At 68.9% G+C, this 16,372-nt stretch carries 25 protein-coding genes; 22 read left to right on the forward strand and 3 right to left on the reverse strand.

The annotated features are described in order from the left end of the window. On the reverse strand, positions 1-291 hold a 291-nt coding region (locus ACFVTX_RS18020; RefSeq protein ID WP_386902588.1), incomplete at its 3' end, for a helix-turn-helix domain-containing protein. Between the two features lie 125 nt (positions 292-416). On the opposite strand from ACFVTX_RS18020, the gene ACFVTX_RS18025 reads away from it, so the two are divergent. After that, a complete protein-coding gene (locus ACFVTX_RS18025; RefSeq protein WP_386902590.1) occupies positions 417-629 on the forward strand; it encodes a helix-turn-helix domain-containing protein in 213 nt (70 codons plus the stop codon). 320 nt (positions 630-949) lie between these two features. Here ACFVTX_RS18025 and ACFVTX_RS18030 read toward each other — a convergent pair whose 3' ends face one another. Next, positions 950-1,552 (reverse strand): hypothetical protein, encoded by a 603-nt coding sequence (locus ACFVTX_RS18030; protein ID WP_386902592.1) that lies wholly within the window; start codon positions 1,550-1,552, stop codon positions 950-952. A 209-nt stretch (positions 1,553-1,761) separates the two neighbouring features. On the opposite strand from ACFVTX_RS18030, the gene ACFVTX_RS18035 reads away from it, so the two are divergent. The 20 genes from ACFVTX_RS18035 (at position 1,762) to ACFVTX_RS18130 (ending at position 14,736) form a co-directional block, all read left to right on the forward strand. After that, complete coding sequence (locus ACFVTX_RS18035; RefSeq protein WP_386902594.1) at positions 1,762-2,658, forward strand: phage antirepressor KilAC domain-containing protein; 897 nt, start codon at positions 1,762-1,764, stop codon at positions 2,656-2,658. A 4-nt stretch (positions 2,659-2,662) separates the two neighbouring features. Further along, a complete protein-coding gene (locus tag ACFVTX_RS18040) occupies positions 2,663-2,791 on the forward strand; it encodes a hypothetical protein (RefSeq protein ID WP_386902596.1) in 129 nt (42 codons plus the stop codon). 100 nt (positions 2,792-2,891) lie between these two features. Continuing rightward, positions 2,892-3,125, forward strand: a complete 234-nt coding sequence (locus ACFVTX_RS18045; protein WP_386902597.1) for a hypothetical protein — start codon at positions 2,892-2,894, stop codon at positions 3,123-3,125. After that, a complete protein-coding gene (locus ACFVTX_RS18050) occupies positions 3,125-3,355 on the forward strand; it encodes a hypothetical protein (protein WP_386902599.1) in 231 nt (76 codons plus the stop codon). The genes ACFVTX_RS18045 and ACFVTX_RS18050 overlap by 1 nt, the downstream gene beginning before the upstream one ends. Positions 3,356-3,431: 76 nt before the next feature. Further along, positions 3,432-4,634: a DUF5763 domain-containing protein gene (locus tag ACFVTX_RS18055; RefSeq protein ID WP_386902600.1), complete on the forward strand. Its 1,203-nt coding sequence runs from the start codon at positions 3,432-3,434 to the stop codon at positions 4,632-4,634. Further along, the gene (locus tag ACFVTX_RS18060; RefSeq protein ID WP_386902602.1) at positions 4,634-4,951 is read left to right on the forward strand and encodes a hypothetical protein; all 318 of its coding nucleotides are present in this window, start codon (positions 4,634-4,636) and stop codon (positions 4,949-4,951) included. Before ACFVTX_RS18055 ends, ACFVTX_RS18060 begins: the two co-directional genes overlap by 1 nt. Then, positions 4,951-5,823: a hypothetical protein gene (locus ACFVTX_RS18065; protein WP_386902604.1), complete on the forward strand. Its 873-nt coding sequence runs from the start codon at positions 4,951-4,953 to the stop codon at positions 5,821-5,823. The genes ACFVTX_RS18060 and ACFVTX_RS18065 overlap by 1 nt, the downstream gene beginning before the upstream one ends. Continuing rightward, on the forward strand, positions 5,823-6,137 hold the full coding sequence (locus ACFVTX_RS18070) for a hypothetical protein (protein WP_386902605.1): 315 nt from the start codon (positions 5,823-5,825) through the stop codon (positions 6,135-6,137). The genes ACFVTX_RS18065 and ACFVTX_RS18070 overlap by 1 nt, the downstream gene beginning before the upstream one ends. Next, positions 6,134-6,688 carry a VRR-NUC domain-containing protein gene (locus tag ACFVTX_RS18075; protein ID WP_386902607.1) on the forward strand — a complete coding sequence of 185 codons (555 nt, stop codon included), beginning with the start codon at positions 6,134-6,136 and terminating at the stop codon, positions 6,686-6,688. Before ACFVTX_RS18070 ends, ACFVTX_RS18075 begins: the two co-directional genes overlap by 4 nt. Next, positions 6,685-6,957 carry a hypothetical protein gene (locus ACFVTX_RS18080; RefSeq protein ID WP_386902609.1) on the forward strand — a complete coding sequence of 91 codons (273 nt, stop codon included), beginning with the start codon at positions 6,685-6,687 and terminating at the stop codon, positions 6,955-6,957. Before ACFVTX_RS18075 ends, ACFVTX_RS18080 begins: the two co-directional genes overlap by 4 nt. Continuing rightward, positions 6,957-7,193, forward strand: a complete 237-nt coding sequence (locus tag ACFVTX_RS18085) for a DUF3263 domain-containing protein (RefSeq protein WP_386902611.1) — start codon at positions 6,957-6,959, stop codon at positions 7,191-7,193. Before ACFVTX_RS18080 ends, ACFVTX_RS18085 begins: the two co-directional genes overlap by 1 nt. Further along, a complete protein-coding gene (locus ACFVTX_RS18090) occupies positions 7,190-8,596 on the forward strand; it encodes a ParB/RepB/Spo0J family partition protein (RefSeq protein WP_386902613.1) in 1,407 nt (468 codons plus the stop codon). The genes ACFVTX_RS18085 and ACFVTX_RS18090 overlap by 4 nt, the downstream gene beginning before the upstream one ends. Continuing rightward, positions 8,593-9,540, forward strand: coding sequence for a DUF6085 family protein (locus ACFVTX_RS18095; RefSeq protein WP_386902614.1), 948 nt, complete (start codon positions 8,593-8,595; stop codon positions 9,538-9,540). Before ACFVTX_RS18090 ends, ACFVTX_RS18095 begins: the two co-directional genes overlap by 4 nt. Beyond that, a complete protein-coding gene (locus ACFVTX_RS18100; protein WP_386902616.1) occupies positions 9,537-10,274 on the forward strand; it encodes a helix-turn-helix domain-containing protein in 738 nt (245 codons plus the stop codon). The genes ACFVTX_RS18095 and ACFVTX_RS18100 overlap by 4 nt, the downstream gene beginning before the upstream one ends. Then, a complete protein-coding gene (locus tag ACFVTX_RS18105; RefSeq protein ID WP_386902618.1) occupies positions 10,271-10,645 on the forward strand; it encodes a hypothetical protein in 375 nt (124 codons plus the stop codon). Before ACFVTX_RS18100 ends, ACFVTX_RS18105 begins: the two co-directional genes overlap by 4 nt. Continuing rightward, on the forward strand, positions 10,642-11,208 hold the full coding sequence (locus ACFVTX_RS18110) for a hypothetical protein (RefSeq protein ID WP_386902620.1): 567 nt from the start codon (positions 10,642-10,644) through the stop codon (positions 11,206-11,208). The genes ACFVTX_RS18105 and ACFVTX_RS18110 overlap by 4 nt, the downstream gene beginning before the upstream one ends. After that, entirely contained in the window at positions 11,205-11,966 is a 762-nt protein-coding gene (locus tag ACFVTX_RS18115; protein WP_386902622.1) for a hypothetical protein, read from the forward strand. Before ACFVTX_RS18110 ends, ACFVTX_RS18115 begins: the two co-directional genes overlap by 4 nt. Further along, a complete protein-coding gene (locus ACFVTX_RS18120) occupies positions 11,966-12,394 on the forward strand; it encodes a hypothetical protein (RefSeq protein ID WP_386902624.1) in 429 nt (142 codons plus the stop codon). The genes ACFVTX_RS18115 and ACFVTX_RS18120 overlap by 1 nt, the downstream gene beginning before the upstream one ends. A gap of 195 nt (positions 12,395-12,589) precedes the next feature. After that, entirely contained in the window at positions 12,590-13,006 is a 417-nt protein-coding gene (locus tag ACFVTX_RS18125) for a hypothetical protein (RefSeq protein WP_386902626.1), read from the forward strand. Further along, positions 13,003-14,736, forward strand: coding sequence for an SNF2-related protein (locus ACFVTX_RS18130; protein ID WP_386902628.1), 1,734 nt, complete (start codon positions 13,003-13,005; stop codon positions 14,734-14,736). The genes ACFVTX_RS18125 and ACFVTX_RS18130 overlap by 4 nt, the downstream gene beginning before the upstream one ends. On the opposite strand, the gene ACFVTX_RS18135 is transcribed toward ACFVTX_RS18130, so the two are convergent. Beyond that, positions 14,726-15,397 (reverse strand): hypothetical protein, encoded by a 672-nt coding sequence (locus ACFVTX_RS18135; RefSeq protein WP_386902630.1) that lies wholly within the window; start codon positions 15,395-15,397, stop codon positions 14,726-14,728. The two genes, ACFVTX_RS18130 and ACFVTX_RS18135, sit on opposite strands and share 11 nt — an antisense overlap. 61 nt (positions 15,398-15,458) lie before the next feature. Here ACFVTX_RS18135 and ACFVTX_RS18140 point away from each other — a divergent pair, with 61 nt between their 5' ends. Beyond that, complete coding sequence (locus ACFVTX_RS18140) at positions 15,459-16,076, forward strand: hypothetical protein (protein ID WP_386902632.1); 618 nt, start codon at positions 15,459-15,461, stop codon at positions 16,074-16,076. The last annotated feature ends 296 nt before the right edge of the window (positions 16,077-16,372 follow it).

Consider the following 16,372-nt stretch of genomic DNA (forward strand, 5'->3'; position numbering starts at 1 on the left):
CACCGTGGAGCGCGGCGAGTCGCTGCCGAGAGATGCCCACCCTCCTGCGGGACCGCCCTGCGTGAAGAGCTCGCCGACGCCGACGCCGAAGAAGCCGGCGACGGCCACGATCTCGTCCGGATACCACGGCCGAGCTCCTCGGAGCTTGTGGCTCAGCGCGCTCTGAGTGATCCCGAGTACCGGGGCGATGTCCTTTTGCGTCGAACGCGACCGCCAGATGAGCTGGTGCACATTCTCGCCGATGATCTCATTCGCTGAGGTCGGGGCTGCTGTGGCTCGGTTGATAGACATAGCGACAGATTAAGACAATGCGTGACAAACCGTCAAGTAGTTCTTGAAACCGCAGCCGCGTGACCCACGCGACACGCACTGACAGAACTTGACTCTTGTTGACACTCCGTATTACGGTGCCACTCATGTTGACGGAGCGTCACGAGGAACCCGGACTGTCACGAGCGGAAGCCGCCGAGGCGCTCGATGTCTCCGTACGCACGGTCGCGCGGTACATCGAGGCAGGCCACCTCACCGCCAAGAAGCGCAAGAACGGCCGAATCGTCATCACCGAGGCATCCGTTAAGGAGTTCCTCGCAGGCGAACCCGCGCTCGCCGAGGGCGGTGAGCAGGGATGATGCTCGCGGCGACTGTCGACAACCTGGTCGCGCTGGCTCTTCTCCGCGCGGATGCCTCGACGAGCGCGCCTGAGACGGTCGAGGAGTTCGTCGAGCTCGCCGGCCGTCACGTCGTGACGCCGGCCCTCCTCACGCGGACTCGTGATGACCGTGCGGCGCTACTCGAGGACGCTCGTGCTCGAACCGCAAGATTCCTGGTCGATCTGCGCACGGTCGCCTTCGATGCGGACGAACGCCGTGCGGGCCGAGCTGGGCGTGAGGTACAGGTACCCGGCCCTCGTCGCGATCCGGTGATGACCGACGGTGACTTCGTGCTCGAGCTAGCTCGCCTTGAGCTCGCGCGGTTCGCTCCGCGGGAAGCGGCTTTCGGTCTTCCAAAGCAGCGTGACCTTGAGTTCTTTCTCGAAGGTGTCGAAGCCGCGGAGGATTCCGCTGTACCTGGAGTCAGTTCGCAGCCTGGTCTGCTTAGCGTCGAACTTGACGCGCTCCTCGCCGATCTCTGGCAGCGGGATGAGTCGGGCCTCGCCGGCCTCCAGATCGCCGACCGGCTTGTGTTCGTGGACGCGATCTCCTGCGACCACGAGGGCAACCTCGTACGCAGTGTCGCGACCCACATTTCGGAGCGTAAGCGCCGAACCCTCCTTCTTCCACTTCAGTTCCCACTCCACGAAGGACTCATCCTCGCCCTGGGCGGCTGCACGCCTCGCGATCGAGTTCGCATCCTGACCGAGTTCGTTCGCGTGTTCGGCAATCTCGTTGGCACGATCAGCACGCTCGACAGCTTCCGCAGCGATGCGATTCGCCTTCTTGGCCAGCTCGTTGGACTGCTTCGAACGGCGGTTCGCGAGCACCGCGAAAACGAGTCCGACAACGCCGACGGCAAGCGAGACACCAACGCCGGCCCAGGTGGCGGCATCACCCATCAAGAGACTTCTCCTTCGGTTGAGGGCGACGAGGTGGGGATCTCGTCGTCTGTTGATCCGACTGTAGGGGAGGCCGCCGACTCCACTTCTCCGGTCGGCGGTGCGGGCGCGGGGGCGAGCTCGTCACGGAGCGTCCCCGCGTCCTGCCTTCCTCACGGCTGCAGCATCGACTGCGCATACGGCTGTATCAAGATCTCGGACGGTCGCTGATGACTGCCCGCACGACGTTCGCGACGGCGGCGGCAGAGGGTGGGACCTCGGCCTCCTCGTCACCGATCGCGACGAACACGCCCGGCGCCGAGGGGAACAGGCTGCCGGGCGCCAGCATCGACGGCATCCGGACCCCCCAGTCTGCGGCCGTCGATGGCCGGGTCGGCGACACCCCCTCGCCGACCCGGCACCCCGCGATCTTCCCCCTACTCCCGCGCTTCACGTACCTCGTCGCGGAGGAGCCCACCACGTTCGAGGTGTGCGTCACCATCGACGCCGGCCGCATCAGTATCTACGCCCGCGACGTCCTCGCCGCGGCAGGCCTCGACCTCAGCGACTATGCCGACGAGCCCGCGTGCCCGCCGTTCTCGGCGCACGCCGGCGCGACCGCGTGGTCGTTCGACTTCGTCGCCGATCTCCTCGTCGTCATCGACGACCAGCCGCAGCCCGCCGCGTTCCTCCGCTGGCTCGAGCAGCGGCTCCACGAACTTCACCAGGTCGGCGTGCACCGCTTCGAGTCGACCGCCCACCCCCGCGGGTACGACGTCGACGAGCAAGGCGACCTGGTGAAGATCCCCGAGGTGTTCTCCGTCCGCGCCGCGGCCCGCATCCTCGACCGCGACCCGGTGATCGCGATCGGGCAGGGCCGCCTCTTCGAGCTGCTCCACACCCTCGGCTGGATCCACCGCGCGGGCGGCGTCTGGCGGCCCGCCCCGGGCGTGCCCGCCCGCGGTCTCCTCGCCGTGCAGGACGTCGCCGAGCGCCACTACTCCCGCCACGAACCGTACCCGCAGGTCATCGTCACCGTCGCCGGCCTGCGCGAGCTCCACCAGCACCTCGGCGGCACCGCCGCCCTCGACCTCACCCCACACCCGACCCTCAACATCGAGGAGTGACACTATGGCGACCCGCCGAGCACCCGCACCCATCCGCGCACTCGTCCTAAGCTTCCTCGTCACCGCCGGCATCGCCGTCCTCTGGGGCGTCCCGTCGCTGCTCGCGACCCTCCTCACCGGGCGCGCCTCATGATGCGCGCCCTCACCGTCCTCGCGATCGCCTGGCAGCGCCTCACGACCCGCCCGCGCCACCGCCTCACGACCACCGCCCCCCGCTACCGGCGCGGTGTCGCATGAGCGGCGACTGGGAGCAGATCACCGCGGGCGAGATCGGAGTCGGGCAGACCGTCGAAATCTTCCCCTTCGGCGCCCAGCAGAAGCGAGTGCAGGGCAAGGTCGACGCGCTCTGGATCCCCGCCGCCGGCCTGCAGGCGTTCCCCGGCGAGGTCCGCGTCCGCGTGAAGGTCGCACCCGAACACGGCGACTGGTGGATCGGCCCGCACACGTTCCTCGAGGCGGTCGCCTGATGCCCACCATCGACACCGTCGTCGAGGTCATCGTCGCGACGTGGATCTGCAACTGGTGCGGCCGCTACGCCCAGGCCGGTGCAACCGTGCCCCGCGAGATGGTCGCCCAGCACTTCATCGACACCCTCGGCTGGCGGTGGCTCAGCGACGACGTCGTCGCCTGCGAACGCTGCCGCTCCCACCCCGACGTCGCGGCCATGGTCTTCGCCGCCCAGAGGAGCCCGCGATGACCGTCCGCGGCTACCTCCGACTCATCATCGCCCTCACCCTCATCACCGCCGCACTCACCATCCTCGGGAGCCCGTCATGACCGACCAGACCACCTGCCCCACCTTCCTCGAGAAGGGACCCCGCGCCGGCGAACCCTGCGGCCGCCCCGCGAAGTACGACGGGTACTGCGGCTTCCACAAGACCTCGGCCGAGACGCCAGACCAGACCGCGCCTGAGGAGAGACGGAGTACCCCCGCCCGCGGGCAGGGATCGGAGCCGGCCAGCGCACTGGCTGAGGACGTCTCGGCCGAGCCGACCCCCGCCGGGGAGGTGGCAGACGCCGAGACCGCGCACACCGCGCCGAAGGCCGACGAGCGCCCCATCTCCTCGGCGGCCCAGCCTCCGCAGCCGAAGCCCGCACCCCCCGCCGCGCCCTACCAGGCCACCATGATGACCGCCCGCGGCACCGTCCGACGCGTCCAGGCCCTCACCACCCTCGGCTACACCCCCCGTGCGATCGCCCACGCCTGCGGCCTCTCCGACGACTCCGTCTGGTGGCTCCTCATCGCACCACCCCGCGAGATCCAGACCCGCACCCACCACCACGTCGTCACCGCGTACAACCGCCTCAAGGTCACCCCCCTCGACGGCGCCACCGCCGACCGTGCCCGCGCGCTCGCAGACATCGGCCACTGGGCCGGCCCCTACGACTGGGACGACATCGACCGCGACCCCATCGCCCCGCACCCCACCGCCCGCAAAGCCTGGGACTCCGACGCGCTCGCCGAAGCCATCGCCACCGCCAAGCTCGAGCAAGGCGAACCCGAAGCGTTCTCCACTGACACCGTCCTCGAAGCCCGCGCCGAAGCCGCACGCGCTCGCGTCGACCTCCAGAACGCGCTCGAAGCCGCCGTCACCGCACGCAACGACTCCGCGGCCGCCAACGGCGAACTCGCCGGCGCCCGCGAACGCATCGACACCCTCCTCGGCGACCTCACCGCCGTCCGCGACCAACTCGCCGCAGCCGGCGAAGAACGCGCCGCCCTCGCCCGCGAACTCACCGAAGCCCACGAACGCCTCACCTCCCTCGCCGCCGCGGTGCCCATCACCGAACCCGACGCCGAACCCCTCGCCCCCGTCACCCACATCGACCACCCCGAATTCATCAGCGGACACCTCGGCGAATTCGTCGTCAGCCCCGCGCTCGCCGCGGACGTGTCGATCACGATCGAGCGCACCGAGCGGGGCGGCGTCCACGTGGTGTTCCCCGCCGCACTGCTCGACGGAGAGGCCCGCTGATGCGCCGTCAGGTGCCGGGAGTCCTGCCGACCCGTGTCGCGGGCACAGGAGACCGCTGGGGCATCCGCCAAGGCACCTTCGACGGCCACTCGCTCTGGTTCGCCTCGCCCGTCGAGGTCGGCGTCGACGCGATGCCCGGCCGGAAGCACGCCCTGTTCTTCACCCACGCCGAAGCCGTCCGATACGCGGCCGCGCGAGCGAAGGGCGCCCGCCACAGCGACGTCTGCACCTTCGAGTACTCGACGCTCACGCGCGCACGAGGCCGCCAGAAGGCCGCAGTCCGCCGCGCCGGCTACGCATCCAGGAGCGACGACTAGTGGCCATCCAGCACCTCGAGAACGCCGCCATGGAGCCCCTGCATCCCGCAGCGAAGCTCGTGCTCATGGCGATCGCCGACGACGCGAACCGTGAGACCCGCATCGCGTACCCCGGCTCGGCGAAGCTCGCCGCCTGGGCCGACTGCAGCGAGGAACGCGTCCCCGGCATCCTGCAGGAGCTCATCTGCCGTCAGCTCATCGCACGCCGCTCCAAGGGCCGCCGCGGCCGACGCACCGAGTACATCGTCTTCCCGACCTCGGAGGAGTTCGAACAGCTCGACGCGCTCGACCCGACCCTCAACAACGTGTCGCCATCGGTCATCAAGAAAGTCATGGAGCAGGACACGAAGCGCGCCGAGAAGGCCACGAAAATCGACGCGAAACGCGCCCCGAAGGACGACGAAACTGCCTCTGATCAGCCTGTGGACAACGCCGAAACTAGGGTCGCACCAGAACGACCCTATTTCGGAGTTAGGGTCGCACGAGATGCCCGAAAGGGTCGCACCGGTGCGACCCCTCCCGTTAGCACTCCCGTATCTACAACTGAGTCATCTACGGAAAGTCACCACAGTGCGGCTGTGGACAACGACGAAACCCCGACTCAGCATCCCGCCCCGAAACCCCACGCCTCCGGCCGGCCCCTCGACCTCATCGCGATCGCCACCGCCGAAGCACGCTGGTTCGACCGCCTCGGCCTCGACGAGCACGACATCGAAACGCTCGCCGCCGAGATCCTCGACTGCGCCGCGACCGTCGTGCTCGACCCGACGTCGTACGTCCTCGGCTCGATCAAACGCTCACGCCCCGAGTGGGAAGCCCGCGCCTTCGAGATCTCCGTCACCCCCGCCCAGACCGAGGGGGCCCTGTTCTGATGAACGCCACCGCACCCGTGAACTCCGACACCGACCTCGACGACATCCGCCACCTCGACCCGTCGACGCCGTGCACCATCGGCGTCACCGTCCAGCTCCGCGGCGCCGACGACCCCGCCGCCGTCGGCTCCCGCATGTGCCCCAACGCCGCGGCCTGGGACATGACGTGCCGCAAGTGCGAAGCCACGTCGCCCGTCTGCGACGACCACAAGAGCGCCGCATCCCGCGCCGAGCGCGGGCACTGCCGCCGCTGCGGCACCGTCGGCCGACCCTCCCGCAACTTCCTCTTCACCCGACTCGGAGGCCACCAGTGACCACGCCCACCTCGATCAGCGCCGCCGAGTACCACGCCATGCAGGCCCGGAACATGACCGAAGCGCAGCTGCAGGCCGCGATCATCCCCGCCGCCCAGCGCCGCGACTGGCTCGTCTACCACACCCACGACTCGCGCCGCTCACAGCCCGGATTCCCCGACCTCGTCCTCGTCCACGCCAAGCAGGGCCGCATCCTCTACCGCGAGCTCAAGAAGCAGAACGGCGCCATCCGCCCCGACCAGAAGATCTGGCTCCGCGACCTCACCGCCGCCGGCGCCGACGCCGCCATCTGGCGGCCCCTCGACTGGTTCGACGGCACCATCGGCGAGCAGCTCGAGGAACTCCTGCCCGACTTCAAAGCGATCGCCGCCGAGCTCGGCATCGAACTCACCGACTGGCAGGTCAACTATGCCCGCACCGTCTTCCGAGGCGGCTTCGTCGTCGGCGGACGCCGCGCCGGCCGCGCCACCGTGCAGCGCGTCCTCCGCCACGTCGCCTCGATCGAGCAGCACGAACCCCGCCGCACCACTACCGAGGGAGCAGGACGATGAACGGCACCACCGAACTCGACGAGGCGATCGCCGCTGGAGCCCGATCGCTCGAGAAGGCCGGCGGTCTGAGCCCGACCGACGCCGCCCACCTCGCCACGGCCGTCGTCGAGCAGTTCAACCTCACCGCCAGCCAGGTGGAAGAAGCCGTCGCGCTGCTCGTCACGCCCGCCGAGGCCCCGGCAGTGGAACTTTCGCCGACCGAACGAGCACGACGTCGTGCCCGCGGGAAGCGCGACCGGGCCGCCCGCCGCGCCAACCGACGCCGCTGATGCTGCCCGTCGCCGTGCTCCTCGCCCTCGAGACCGCGCACCCGCAGCTCTCGGAGGCGAAGCGGGCCGCGATTCGGAAGCTCGGCGTCACCGGCCCCCGCTACTTCCTCGACCTCACCCGGATGCTCGCCAACACCGACCTTCTGAGCGAAGCACTCCGGCTCAACCCCACCACCACCCACCGGCTCCTCCGTCAACGCGACGAGCGAGCCGAAACCCGAAAGGCACGACGATGACCGACACCACCCTCCGTGGCCTCCACAGCGTGGACCTCGACCAGCTCACCGCCGGCGCGAACGTCCGCACCGACCTCCGCGACCTCGGCGACCTCACGAAGAGCATCAAGGCGAACGGCATCATCCAGCCACCCATCGTCTACCCCGACCCCGACCAGCCCGACAAGCTCCGAATCCTCGCCGGTCACCGCCGCATCGCCGCCGCCGGGAAGGTCGGCCTCACCAGCATCGAGGTCGTCATCCGCGACGCCCCCGACGAGCCCACCCGCGTCGTCGACCAGCTCGTCGAGAACGTCCACCGCGACGCCCTCACCGATGCAGAGCAGGCCGACGCCTACCGACAGCTCGCACTCGACTTCGGCGTCCCCGCGATCCAGATCGCCAAGCGCACCGCCCAGCCCATCGCCCGCGTCGGCGACGCAATCAAGGTCGCCTCTAACCCGATCGCCGCGAAGGCCGCGACCGACCACCAGCTCACCATCGAGGACGCCCTCGTCTTCGACGAGTTCGCCGGCGACGACGAGGCCCTCGAGCAGCTCACCGCCACCGTCACCGAGCGGCCGGAGCAGTTGCAGCACAAGGCGCAGTACATCCGCGACCAGCGCGCCGACCAGGCCGCCCGCCAGGTCGTCCTCGACGAGATCACCGCCAAGGGCATCCCCCTCCTCGACCCGGCCCCGAGTCACGGCGACAAGACCATCGCCCGTCTCCACGAGCTCCGCACGAAGCCCGGCTACGACGGCAAGCGCATCTCCGAAGAGACGATCATCGCGAAGGCCGGCGACGGCCTCCGAGCATGGGCCGAACAGCGAGGCCGCTGGGAAGGCGAAGGCGACGACCGCCGCTGGGTCAACGGCTGGGATATCAACTACGGCGTCACCAACTGGACCGACCACGGCTGGCACATCTACGGCGCCAAGGCGAAGACCGGCGGCCTCAGCGACGAGGAGAAGGCCGCTCGCCGCCTCGCCCGCGAGAACGGCAAGCTCTTCGCTGCCGCGACCACCGTCCGCCGCGACTGGGTCAAGAAGTTCCTCGAACGCCGCACCATGCCCGCCGACTGGCCCACCATCCCCGGCCTCGTCCTCGCCCACCTCGGCTCCGGCTTCAACTACCACGCCCGTGACCTCGCGGCCGACTACCTCGGCGTCGCCCGCCCCGGGTACGACAACAACACCCTCGCCACCCTCGTCGAAGGCAACACCGCCAACGCCCCACACGCACTCCTCGCCCTCGCCATCGGCCAACTCGAATCCACCTGGGACGAAAAGCAGGGCTGGCAGAACCACACCCCCACCCACATCGCCTACCTCCGCCAACTCTCCACCTGGGGCTACCCCCTCGCCGACATCGAAGAACAGATCACCACCGCCGCGCTCGCCGAAGGTGAGGCCGACGCATGAGCAACGAGATCCTCTACGACGAGGCGCGCAAGCAGTTCCGCCGCGAGACGACCGACCACGAGCTCACGATCCTCCAAGACGACGGCCTCTACCGGCACCTCCGCGTCGCGAAGCCGGGCACACGCATGTGGCACTGGGACGTCATCACCTGGCCGGGCTACCTGACCATCGTCGGCGACATCGGCGACGGGTACACATTCACCCGCGAGCTCGACATGTTCACGTGGTTCAACCTCCGCGGCGTCGAGCCGTACGACATCAACCCGCAGTACTGGCGACAGAAGCTCGTCAACACCACCCGCGAGCACACCATGTCGTTCTCCGGCAGCAAGTTCCTCCAGTGGATGCGCGAGACCGTCACCGAGCACTTCGAGTACTCGAGCACCGAGATGCCGGCCGCGGTCGCGACGGCCCTTGCCGAGCTCGACGAACCCGACTACTGGGAGCAGGCCAACGAGCTCGCCACCGAGTTCGGCGACGACCACAACCTCCGCGACCTGTTCGAGGACATGTGGGATGTCTCGTTCCAGGACTACGACCACCACTTCCTGCTCGCCTGCTTCGCAATCGTCGACAGCATCCGCCGCTACCGCGCCGCAGAGCCGTCGCCCGCCGTCACCTCGACCGACGTCAACACCAAGGCAACCGCCGTCATCGCGCACGTCGTGGGAGAGCACGTCGACGCGATCGCCGCGCTCAACGGCGTCGTCGAGGCGACTGGTGGCCCTGACCACATCGTCCGCTCCTATGACGACGGAACCTTCACCCTGCAGCACCCCGTTACCGAACGCCTCGCCGGCACCCTCTTCGACTGTGCCGTCCACCGGGAGCTCACGATCACCGGCGGACCCACCAACCCCGGCACCTACCGCATCACCCGCGCCGACGGCGACTTCCCCGGCTGGACCTTCACCCGCATCGACGACCCGAAGGCAACCCGATGACCACCCAACTCCGCACCGCACCCCGCCCGCTCCGCCTCTTCCTCGGCTGGCTCATCGCCACCGCCGGCGCCCTCGCGATCTACATGTCCTGGGGTGCACTCCACGACCTCGCCCTCCACGTCGGCGGCATGCCCGCCGACCGCGCCGCCGTGTTCCCCATCGTCGTCGACCTCCCCGCACTCGCCGCGATGCTGATCGCGCTGCTCGTGCCTGCACCGTCGCGTGGGCTTCGGGCGCTTCCGTGGTTCACGTTCGTGCTGTTCAGCGCGCTCACGGTGCTCGGCAACGCGGCATCCGTCGCGATCGAGGACCCGGCCTACCTGGTGCTCGGGCAGTGGCCGGCGATCGTCGTGAACGCGGTGCCGGCGATCGCGCTGCTCCTCACGACGCACCTCGCCGCGGTCACGGTCTACCGGCGTGACGACGCCCGTCCGATGCGCGCCACGACCCGCACCCGCGCCGAGCGCGCCACGGCGGTGCCGACGCCAGCGGCGACCCGCACCGCTCCGGTGCGCACTGATGCACCGCGCCGCACCGAACCGGGCGAACTTGCGGAGCGCGCCGCGCAGCGCGCCGAGGTGCTGCAGCTCGTTGCCGACGGCACCCCGGCCCGCACCGCGGCACGACTCGTCGGCACCGCCCCGACCAACGCCCAGCGGTGGGTCGATCAGGCCCGCCGTGACGGCACCATCCCACCCGCCAGCACCACCGAATCCGAGGAGCGCCCCGCATGAACCAGATCACCATCGACGAGACCGTCGCGAGCCACAAGGAGATCCAGTCCCTCGCCGCCGCCACGGCGCAGCACCAGCTCGACTTCGCGCGCGCTCTGTTCGGCATGGCCCGCGCCGGTGCGACCGTGCGCGAGCTCGCGCTGACCTACCAGGAGTCCATGTTGTGCACCTGGCGCGAGGCGATGGACGCCGCGACGATGATCCACGAGCTCCACGCCCGCAACGAGGCGCGCGCCGCCGAGACGTACGCGACCCTCGCCGGCGTCCTCGCCGAGTACCCCGAGAACGGGTGGCTCGCACCGGTCATCGTGAACGCCGCACCGTTCCCGTCGCGCCCCGCAGTGTGGACTCGTGCGGAGGACCACGCATGAGCCCCACACTCGCGATTGCGCTGCTCGTGTTCTACTTCGTCGCGTCGTTCGCCATGGCCTACCTCGGCACCCGCTCCGGTGCGCGCCTCGGCTACCGCCACGAGGCCGCTCGACAGAAGCGCGGCATCCGCGGACGCCGGGTCGTCGTGAAGCGTCGTCTCCTCGCGGAGGCGATCGTGCAGGCCCGCCAGGCGTCGATCGTCGGCACGACGCAGTCCATCGGTGGTGAGGGCGACGAGCTCGCCCGCCACGCCGCGCTGACGGCCAAGGCTGCGATCGGGTCTGTCGTCGGGAAGAAGCAGGTCGCTGAGGTCTTCCACCGGTATGTCGTCGAGCAGGCGCGCCGCGGCTTCCAGCGCAGCGACCGAGCTCACGAGGCGGTGCACCGGCGGCTGATGCTCGACGCGCTCGGCCAGCTGCCGACGTCGCTCCTCGAGAAGGTCGCGGCCAGCGAAGTGCCCGAGCTCGAGATGGGCTGCGACGGTCACGTCTTCCGGATGCCGCGCGAGGCCGCGGCCGCCGAGGCGCGCCGGATCCTCGACGCGCGGGGGAGTGCCGAGTGAACGTCGCCACGTACCCGCCGTTCATCATCCTGAACCACCTCGACGTGTGCGCTCGCACCGGGCAGCGGGGTGCGCACGAGTCACCGAACCCGGTGCGCCCCGGAACGGACCTCTGCGCCCCGTGCCACGAACGGTTCCCCCGGATCGTCGCCGACCTGGCACGCTACTGGGCGCCGCTCAAGCAGGCACACCTCCGCCGGCCGGTGTCGAAGGACCGTTCGTCGTTCAGCCGCAACGGTGGCGGCGGGGGAGTGCAGGACGTCGGCGCCCTGTGGAACCCGACGGCGGCGATCGCGATCGCCGAGCTCGAGCACTGGACGCGCGCCGTGCAGCAGCGCATCCTCCGGGAGCGCCGATTCTACGACCACGAGATCCTCGGCTTCGTCGACGCGACTCATGACCCGGTCGACGTCGCCCTCGCGCAGGTCGCCCTGCACCACTCCCGCTGGCTGACCGAGTTCCCCACCGTCGGCCCTGCAGTACTCCACGACGCGATCCAGCTCCGCGCCCTCGCGATGCGCGCGGTTGACCAGCCCGGGTTCCGCACGATCCGCCTTCGCAACCTCGACTGCAGGGCCGTCATCTGGGAAGCCGGCTACGGGGAGGAACGCTGCCTCGCACCCATGGTCGGCATCATCCCCGCCGACGGCTCCTGGCAGACCGACACCGGCCCCGCCCGCATCATCTGCTCCGCCAACCCCAACCACCCCGAGATCGCCGTCGACGAATGGCTGCTCCACCCGCAAGGAGACCTCTGATGCCCACACCCATGCAGATCCTCGCCGACCCCGACGCCAGCCCGGGTGAGAAGCTCGCCGCCCAGGCCTACATCCGCCGACTCCTCATCGAACCCGAGCAGTGCACCGAAGCGTACGAGCTCGCCCTCGCCGCGACCCCAGAACCCGACGACGGCATCGACCGCACACCCGAGATGCTGCACGCGATCAAGAGAGGCCGCGCCTTCCTCAGCGTCGGCGACTACCTCACCACGATCAGCCCCTACGGCCGCTGGCAGCGAGAAGGCGGCCCCTACCCGATCCCCGAGGAGACCTTCACCAGCTGGGACGACCACGCCGACCAGATCCGCGCCTCGATCGAAGGACTCGACCCGCATGCGACAGCCCTCGTCCTCGCCACCCACTACGGCGACGCCGCCGTCTTCGCAGGACTCCTCGCTCACCAGTAGCAACGCGGACGACGGCCGGTACAACTACTGGCTCACCATCGACCAAGCCGCAGTCGCACTCAAGGTCGGCGCAAAGCGTGCCTACCAGCTCGCCCGCGCCGACCACTGGCGCCACACCCCACGCGGCATCAAGCCCCGCGGCTACCTCGCCGCCGACATCCGCCGCACCATCCAGACCCGAAAGGACCAGGCATGATGCCCATCACCGAAGCCGGCGCCCGCATCACCGCCGAGCGCCTCGCCGAAATACTCGCCGAGGCCACCGGCACCTACACCGACGAGTACGACCTCCAGGTCGCCCTCGACGCGCGACTGACCACCGCGCTCGCCGGAACCGGGCGCGACGTGATGCGCGAGGTGCGCCTCTCGGACGGCGTCTCGCGTGCCGACATCTGGGTCGACGGCACCAGGTGGCTCGGCCCGGGCGTCGTCGTCGAGGTAAAGGTCGCCGGCAGTCTGGCATCCGTGGTTCGGCAGCTTGAGCGGTATGCGGCGTGCGTCGAGGTCGGCGAGCTGATCCTGGTCACCACCCGCGCGAGGCACCATCACGTGCCGCGGGAGATCGCGGGGAAGCGGGTTCACCTGGTGTCGCTGGTGGAGGGTGGCCTGTGAGGACGTACGGCACGTACGCGTACCGCGGCCCGCAGCCGGGGACACGCGCCCGGGGTGCGTGGGTGCTCGACCTCGAGCCGGCGGTGCGGCAGCGTGCCCGCCGCATGTTCGGGCGGGTGCAGCTCGATCGCCGTTCGCGCATCGTCATCGGTGACACGCTCGACGTCGCCCGCGACCTCGAGTGGCTGATCGAGCGGTGGCCGCTCGTCCCAGCCGATGAGGTGTCGCGTCGCTGGCTCGAGCACGGCGCCGAGGAGCACCGCATCAACGAGCAGGCGATCGCCGAGCTGATGTCGGGGGAGTACGAGCACCGGGAGCTGCCGAACGAGCCGGCGAAGACGGCCCGCGACTACCAGCTCGTCGCGCTGCAGCTCCTCCGCACCCGCGGCCGTTACCTCCTCACCGACGAGGTCGGCCTCGGGAAGACGTTCACGGGCCTTCTCGGCCTGGTGCACAACGACGCCCTGCCCGCGCTGATCGTCCCACCGACGCACCTCCCGCGCCGGTGGGAGACGGAGCTCAAAGAGGCGTTCCCGTGGCTGACGTACGAGATCGCGAAGACCACGAAGCCGTCCCTTCACGCCTCCACCGGGCACCTTCGCGACGTCACGATCGTGCCGTACTCGAAGCTCGACGGCTGGGCCGACACCATGGCGAACCAGGTCCGCACCGTCGTGTTCGATGAAGCCCAGGAGCTCCGCAACGGCGTCGCGACCGACAAGGGCAGTGCGGCCGCCCGCGTCGCCGACAACGCGACATACGTGATGGGCCTCACCGCGACGCCGGTGTACAACTACGGGTCGGAGATCTGGAACGTGATGGACATCCTCGCGCCCGGATGCCTCGGCACCCGTGAAGAGTTCAGCCGCGAGTGGGGCGGCGCGTCACTGCCGAATGGGAAGCAGATGGTGAAGGACCCCGCCGCGCTCGGCGGCTACCTCCGCGAGAACGGGCTCATGCTTGGCCGCACCCGTGCCGACGTCGGGCGCGAGCTGCCGAAGACGATCAAGAACGCGCTTCTCATCGACACGAACCACACCGAGCTCGACAAGGTCAAGGGCAAGGCGCGCGCGATGGCGCAGCTCATCCTCGACGCCACCACCTCGAAGCAAGACCGCTTCCAAGCCGCCGGCGAGATCGACTGGATGCTCCGCGAAGCCACCGGCGTCGACAAAGCGCCCTACGTCGCTGAGTTCGTCCGCCTCCTTCTGCAGTCCGAGCAGAAGGTCGTCATCTGGGGGTGGCACCGCAAGGTCTACGACATCTGGCTCGAGCAGCTCGCCGACTTCAACCCGCGCCTCTACACCGGCTCCGAGTCACCGAAGCAGAAGGCCGACGCCGAAGACGCGTTCTGCACCCCGTACGACCACGAGAACCCCGACCCCGACGCCTGCCGCATCCTCATCATGTCGCTTCGCTCCGGCGCCGGCGTCGACGGACTCCAGAAGCACGCCCGCGTTGGCGTCTTCGGCGAACTCGACTGGTCACCCCAAGTCCACGAGCAAGCCATCGGCCGACTCCGCCGCGACGGCATGGGCGAAGACCCACCCGTCGTCTACTTCCTCAACAGCCCCGCCGGCTCCGACCCGCCCATCATGGACGTCCTCAACATCAAACGCCAGCAGTCCGAACCGATGCTCACCGCCGACGGGAAACTCTTCGCCAACGCCACCGTCGACACCTCCCGAGCACGCCGCCTCGCCGAAGAGATTCTCGGCATCACGGCTTGACGTATGGAAGATCCTTGACGTAGTTGCCGCCCATGGCGGCTTCCGACGAGAGCTTGCCATCGCTGACCATCACGGACAGTTGTTCGGTGCGCAAGCGGCGCAACGGTGCCATCGCCCGGCCACCGGGGCCAACATAGTGTGGCTTCCACCCAACGAACGGCCGCGACCACCAATAGATGCGTGGTGTGCGTGCCCGCGATCGCTCCCACTCGTACCCTGCAATCCCGTGCCTCGTCAGCGGGAGCCACTGAACATTCACAAAGTGATTCGCGTGATGCGGGATCCACACCAGCCGAATCCACGCCTCGTCGATGCGCACTGCGGACACGAACAACTGTCGCGTGTCGCCCGACCCCATCACCGCCGGCATCCGATGCTCGGCGTCGAGAACCACCCGCGCATCCACGAACGCAGCCGATATCAAGTTCGCAGCTCCAGTACCGCCGTTGTGGATCTCGACGACATGGAACTGGTCACGCCCGATCGACACAGTGCCAATGAGATCGACGCCCCACGCGACGGGCGCAACGGCCTGGGCGCGAGCTCCCAATTCGGCAACCGCGATGACCAACGCAACCAACGACAACACCGTCGCGATATCCGCAACAAAGCCCCAGACGGGATCGGCATACCAAGGGCTCGAGCTCCAACGCACATCCATGGCGGCAAGCATGGCAGAGTGAGCGGCCGCCACAGCCGGGACGACCACTACGCTCGCAACCATGAGCAAATGGACTATCGTCTGGGGAACCCTCCTGAGCGTCGTGTTCCTCGTCGGCGGGTACCTCCTCATCAAGGGCGCGAAACTCGACGGTGACCTGATCACCGCACTCTTCACAGCGCTCGCAGCAGTAGCCGCGTTCGCGTCCGCACTCGCGGCATTGCATTCTGCCCGGCAGAGCTCAGCGACGGCACACCATGCCCTGCTCGCACTTAGCCTGACCTCCAAGCCCGACGTCGAGGTGGCGCTCAACTTCCACGACAGGGGGCTCCAGCTCAACATCCTGAACTACGCGCCCCACCCGATCGCACGTGCAGTCGTGCGGTGGAAGCTCCGCGGCGGCATCCAAGGGTCCAGAGTCCTGGGTGCGCTTCCGTACTCGCCACCGGCTGGCCTCACGATCGGTAGGCCAGGAAACGGATACGAACCCATCGAACTCGCCCCAAACCCTGGCAACGTCGCGGGCGTCGACGAGATCGAGATCGACTACTGGGGCATCAACAGCACCATAGGTTGGAGACGCACACAGACCTTCACCTGGACGCCAATCGACGACTCGCGCACCGACGTGTACCTACCACTCGAAGCGGGGCACATTGTGGAGACCGAGCTCAGGTGACCGCACTGCCTCGAACGGCAATGAGAACCGCGCTCGCCGAGTGCCCTCGACACGCCGTGTGTGACGCGCTCAGCGCCGATACCGATCCGAGGTGTGTTAGAAAGTAAATGGATATGGTTGCGCATCGCGTGACCCGCCAGACAATCGAAGGCCTCGCCAACACGGCGGGGCCTTCGTCGTTCCATGGCACGCTTCGGGTTGCGTGCCTGGCCGGCTGATCTCGTGCCGAGGCTCCGCAGGGGTGCGGAGTGAACGATGAGGGGCGGGCGCACGGGGAGTCGGTACCCCGGCCCGCC

The sequence above is a fragment of the Agromyces sp. NPDC058136 genome (assembly GCF_042884375.1).
Taxonomy (GTDB): domain Bacteria; phylum Actinomycetota; class Actinomycetes; order Actinomycetales; family Microbacteriaceae; genus Agromyces.

Coding starts and splice junctions, on each gene's coding strand:
- ACFVTX_RS18025 (WP_386902590.1), top strand. CDS start 417: ATGTTGACGGAGCGTCACGAGGAACCCGGACTGTCACGAGCGGAAGCC.
- ACFVTX_RS18030 (WP_386902592.1), bottom strand. CDS start 1,552: ATGGGTGATGCCGCCACCTGGGCCGGCGTTGGTGTCTCGCTTGCCGTC.
- ACFVTX_RS18035 (WP_386902594.1), top strand. CDS start 1,762: ATGACTGCCCGCACGACGTTCGCGACGGCGGCGGCAGAGGGTGGGACC.
- ACFVTX_RS18040 (WP_386902596.1), top strand. CDS start 2,663: ATGGCGACCCGCCGAGCACCCGCACCCATCCGCGCACTCGTCCTAAGC.
- ACFVTX_RS18045 (WP_386902597.1), top strand. CDS start 2,892: ATGAGCGGCGACTGGGAGCAGATCACCGCGGGCGAGATCGGAGTCGGG.
- ACFVTX_RS18050 (WP_386902599.1), top strand. CDS start 3,125: ATGCCCACCATCGACACCGTCGTCGAGGTCATCGTCGCGACGTGGATC.
- ACFVTX_RS18055 (WP_386902600.1), top strand. CDS start 3,432: ATGACCGACCAGACCACCTGCCCCACCTTCCTCGAGAAGGGACCCCGC.
- ACFVTX_RS18060 (WP_386902602.1), top strand. CDS start 4,634: ATGCGCCGTCAGGTGCCGGGAGTCCTGCCGACCCGTGTCGCGGGCACA.
- ACFVTX_RS18070 (WP_386902605.1), top strand. CDS start 5,823: ATGAACGCCACCGCACCCGTGAACTCCGACACCGACCTCGACGACATC.
- ACFVTX_RS18080 (WP_386902609.1), top strand. CDS start 6,685: ATGAACGGCACCACCGAACTCGACGAGGCGATCGCCGCTGGAGCCCGA.
- ACFVTX_RS18085 (WP_386902611.1), top strand. CDS start 6,957: ATGCTGCCCGTCGCCGTGCTCCTCGCCCTCGAGACCGCGCACCCGCAG.
- ACFVTX_RS18090 (WP_386902613.1), top strand. CDS start 7,190: ATGACCGACACCACCCTCCGTGGCCTCCACAGCGTGGACCTCGACCAG.
- ACFVTX_RS18095 (WP_386902614.1), top strand. CDS start 8,593: ATGAGCAACGAGATCCTCTACGACGAGGCGCGCAAGCAGTTCCGCCGC.
- ACFVTX_RS18100 (WP_386902616.1), top strand. CDS start 9,537: ATGACCACCCAACTCCGCACCGCACCCCGCCCGCTCCGCCTCTTCCTC.
- ACFVTX_RS18105 (WP_386902618.1), top strand. CDS start 10,271: ATGAACCAGATCACCATCGACGAGACCGTCGCGAGCCACAAGGAGATC.
- ACFVTX_RS18110 (WP_386902620.1), top strand. CDS start 10,642: ATGAGCCCCACACTCGCGATTGCGCTGCTCGTGTTCTACTTCGTCGCG.
- ACFVTX_RS18120 (WP_386902624.1), top strand. CDS start 11,966: ATGCCCACACCCATGCAGATCCTCGCCGACCCCGACGCCAGCCCGGGT.
- ACFVTX_RS18125 (WP_386902626.1), top strand. CDS start 12,590: ATGCCCATCACCGAAGCCGGCGCCCGCATCACCGCCGAGCGCCTCGCC.
- ACFVTX_RS18135 (WP_386902630.1), bottom strand. CDS start 15,397: ATGGATGTGCGTTGGAGCTCGAGCCCTTGGTATGCCGATCCCGTCTGG.
- ACFVTX_RS18140 (WP_386902632.1), top strand. CDS start 15,459: ATGAGCAAATGGACTATCGTCTGGGGAACCCTCCTGAGCGTCGTGTTC.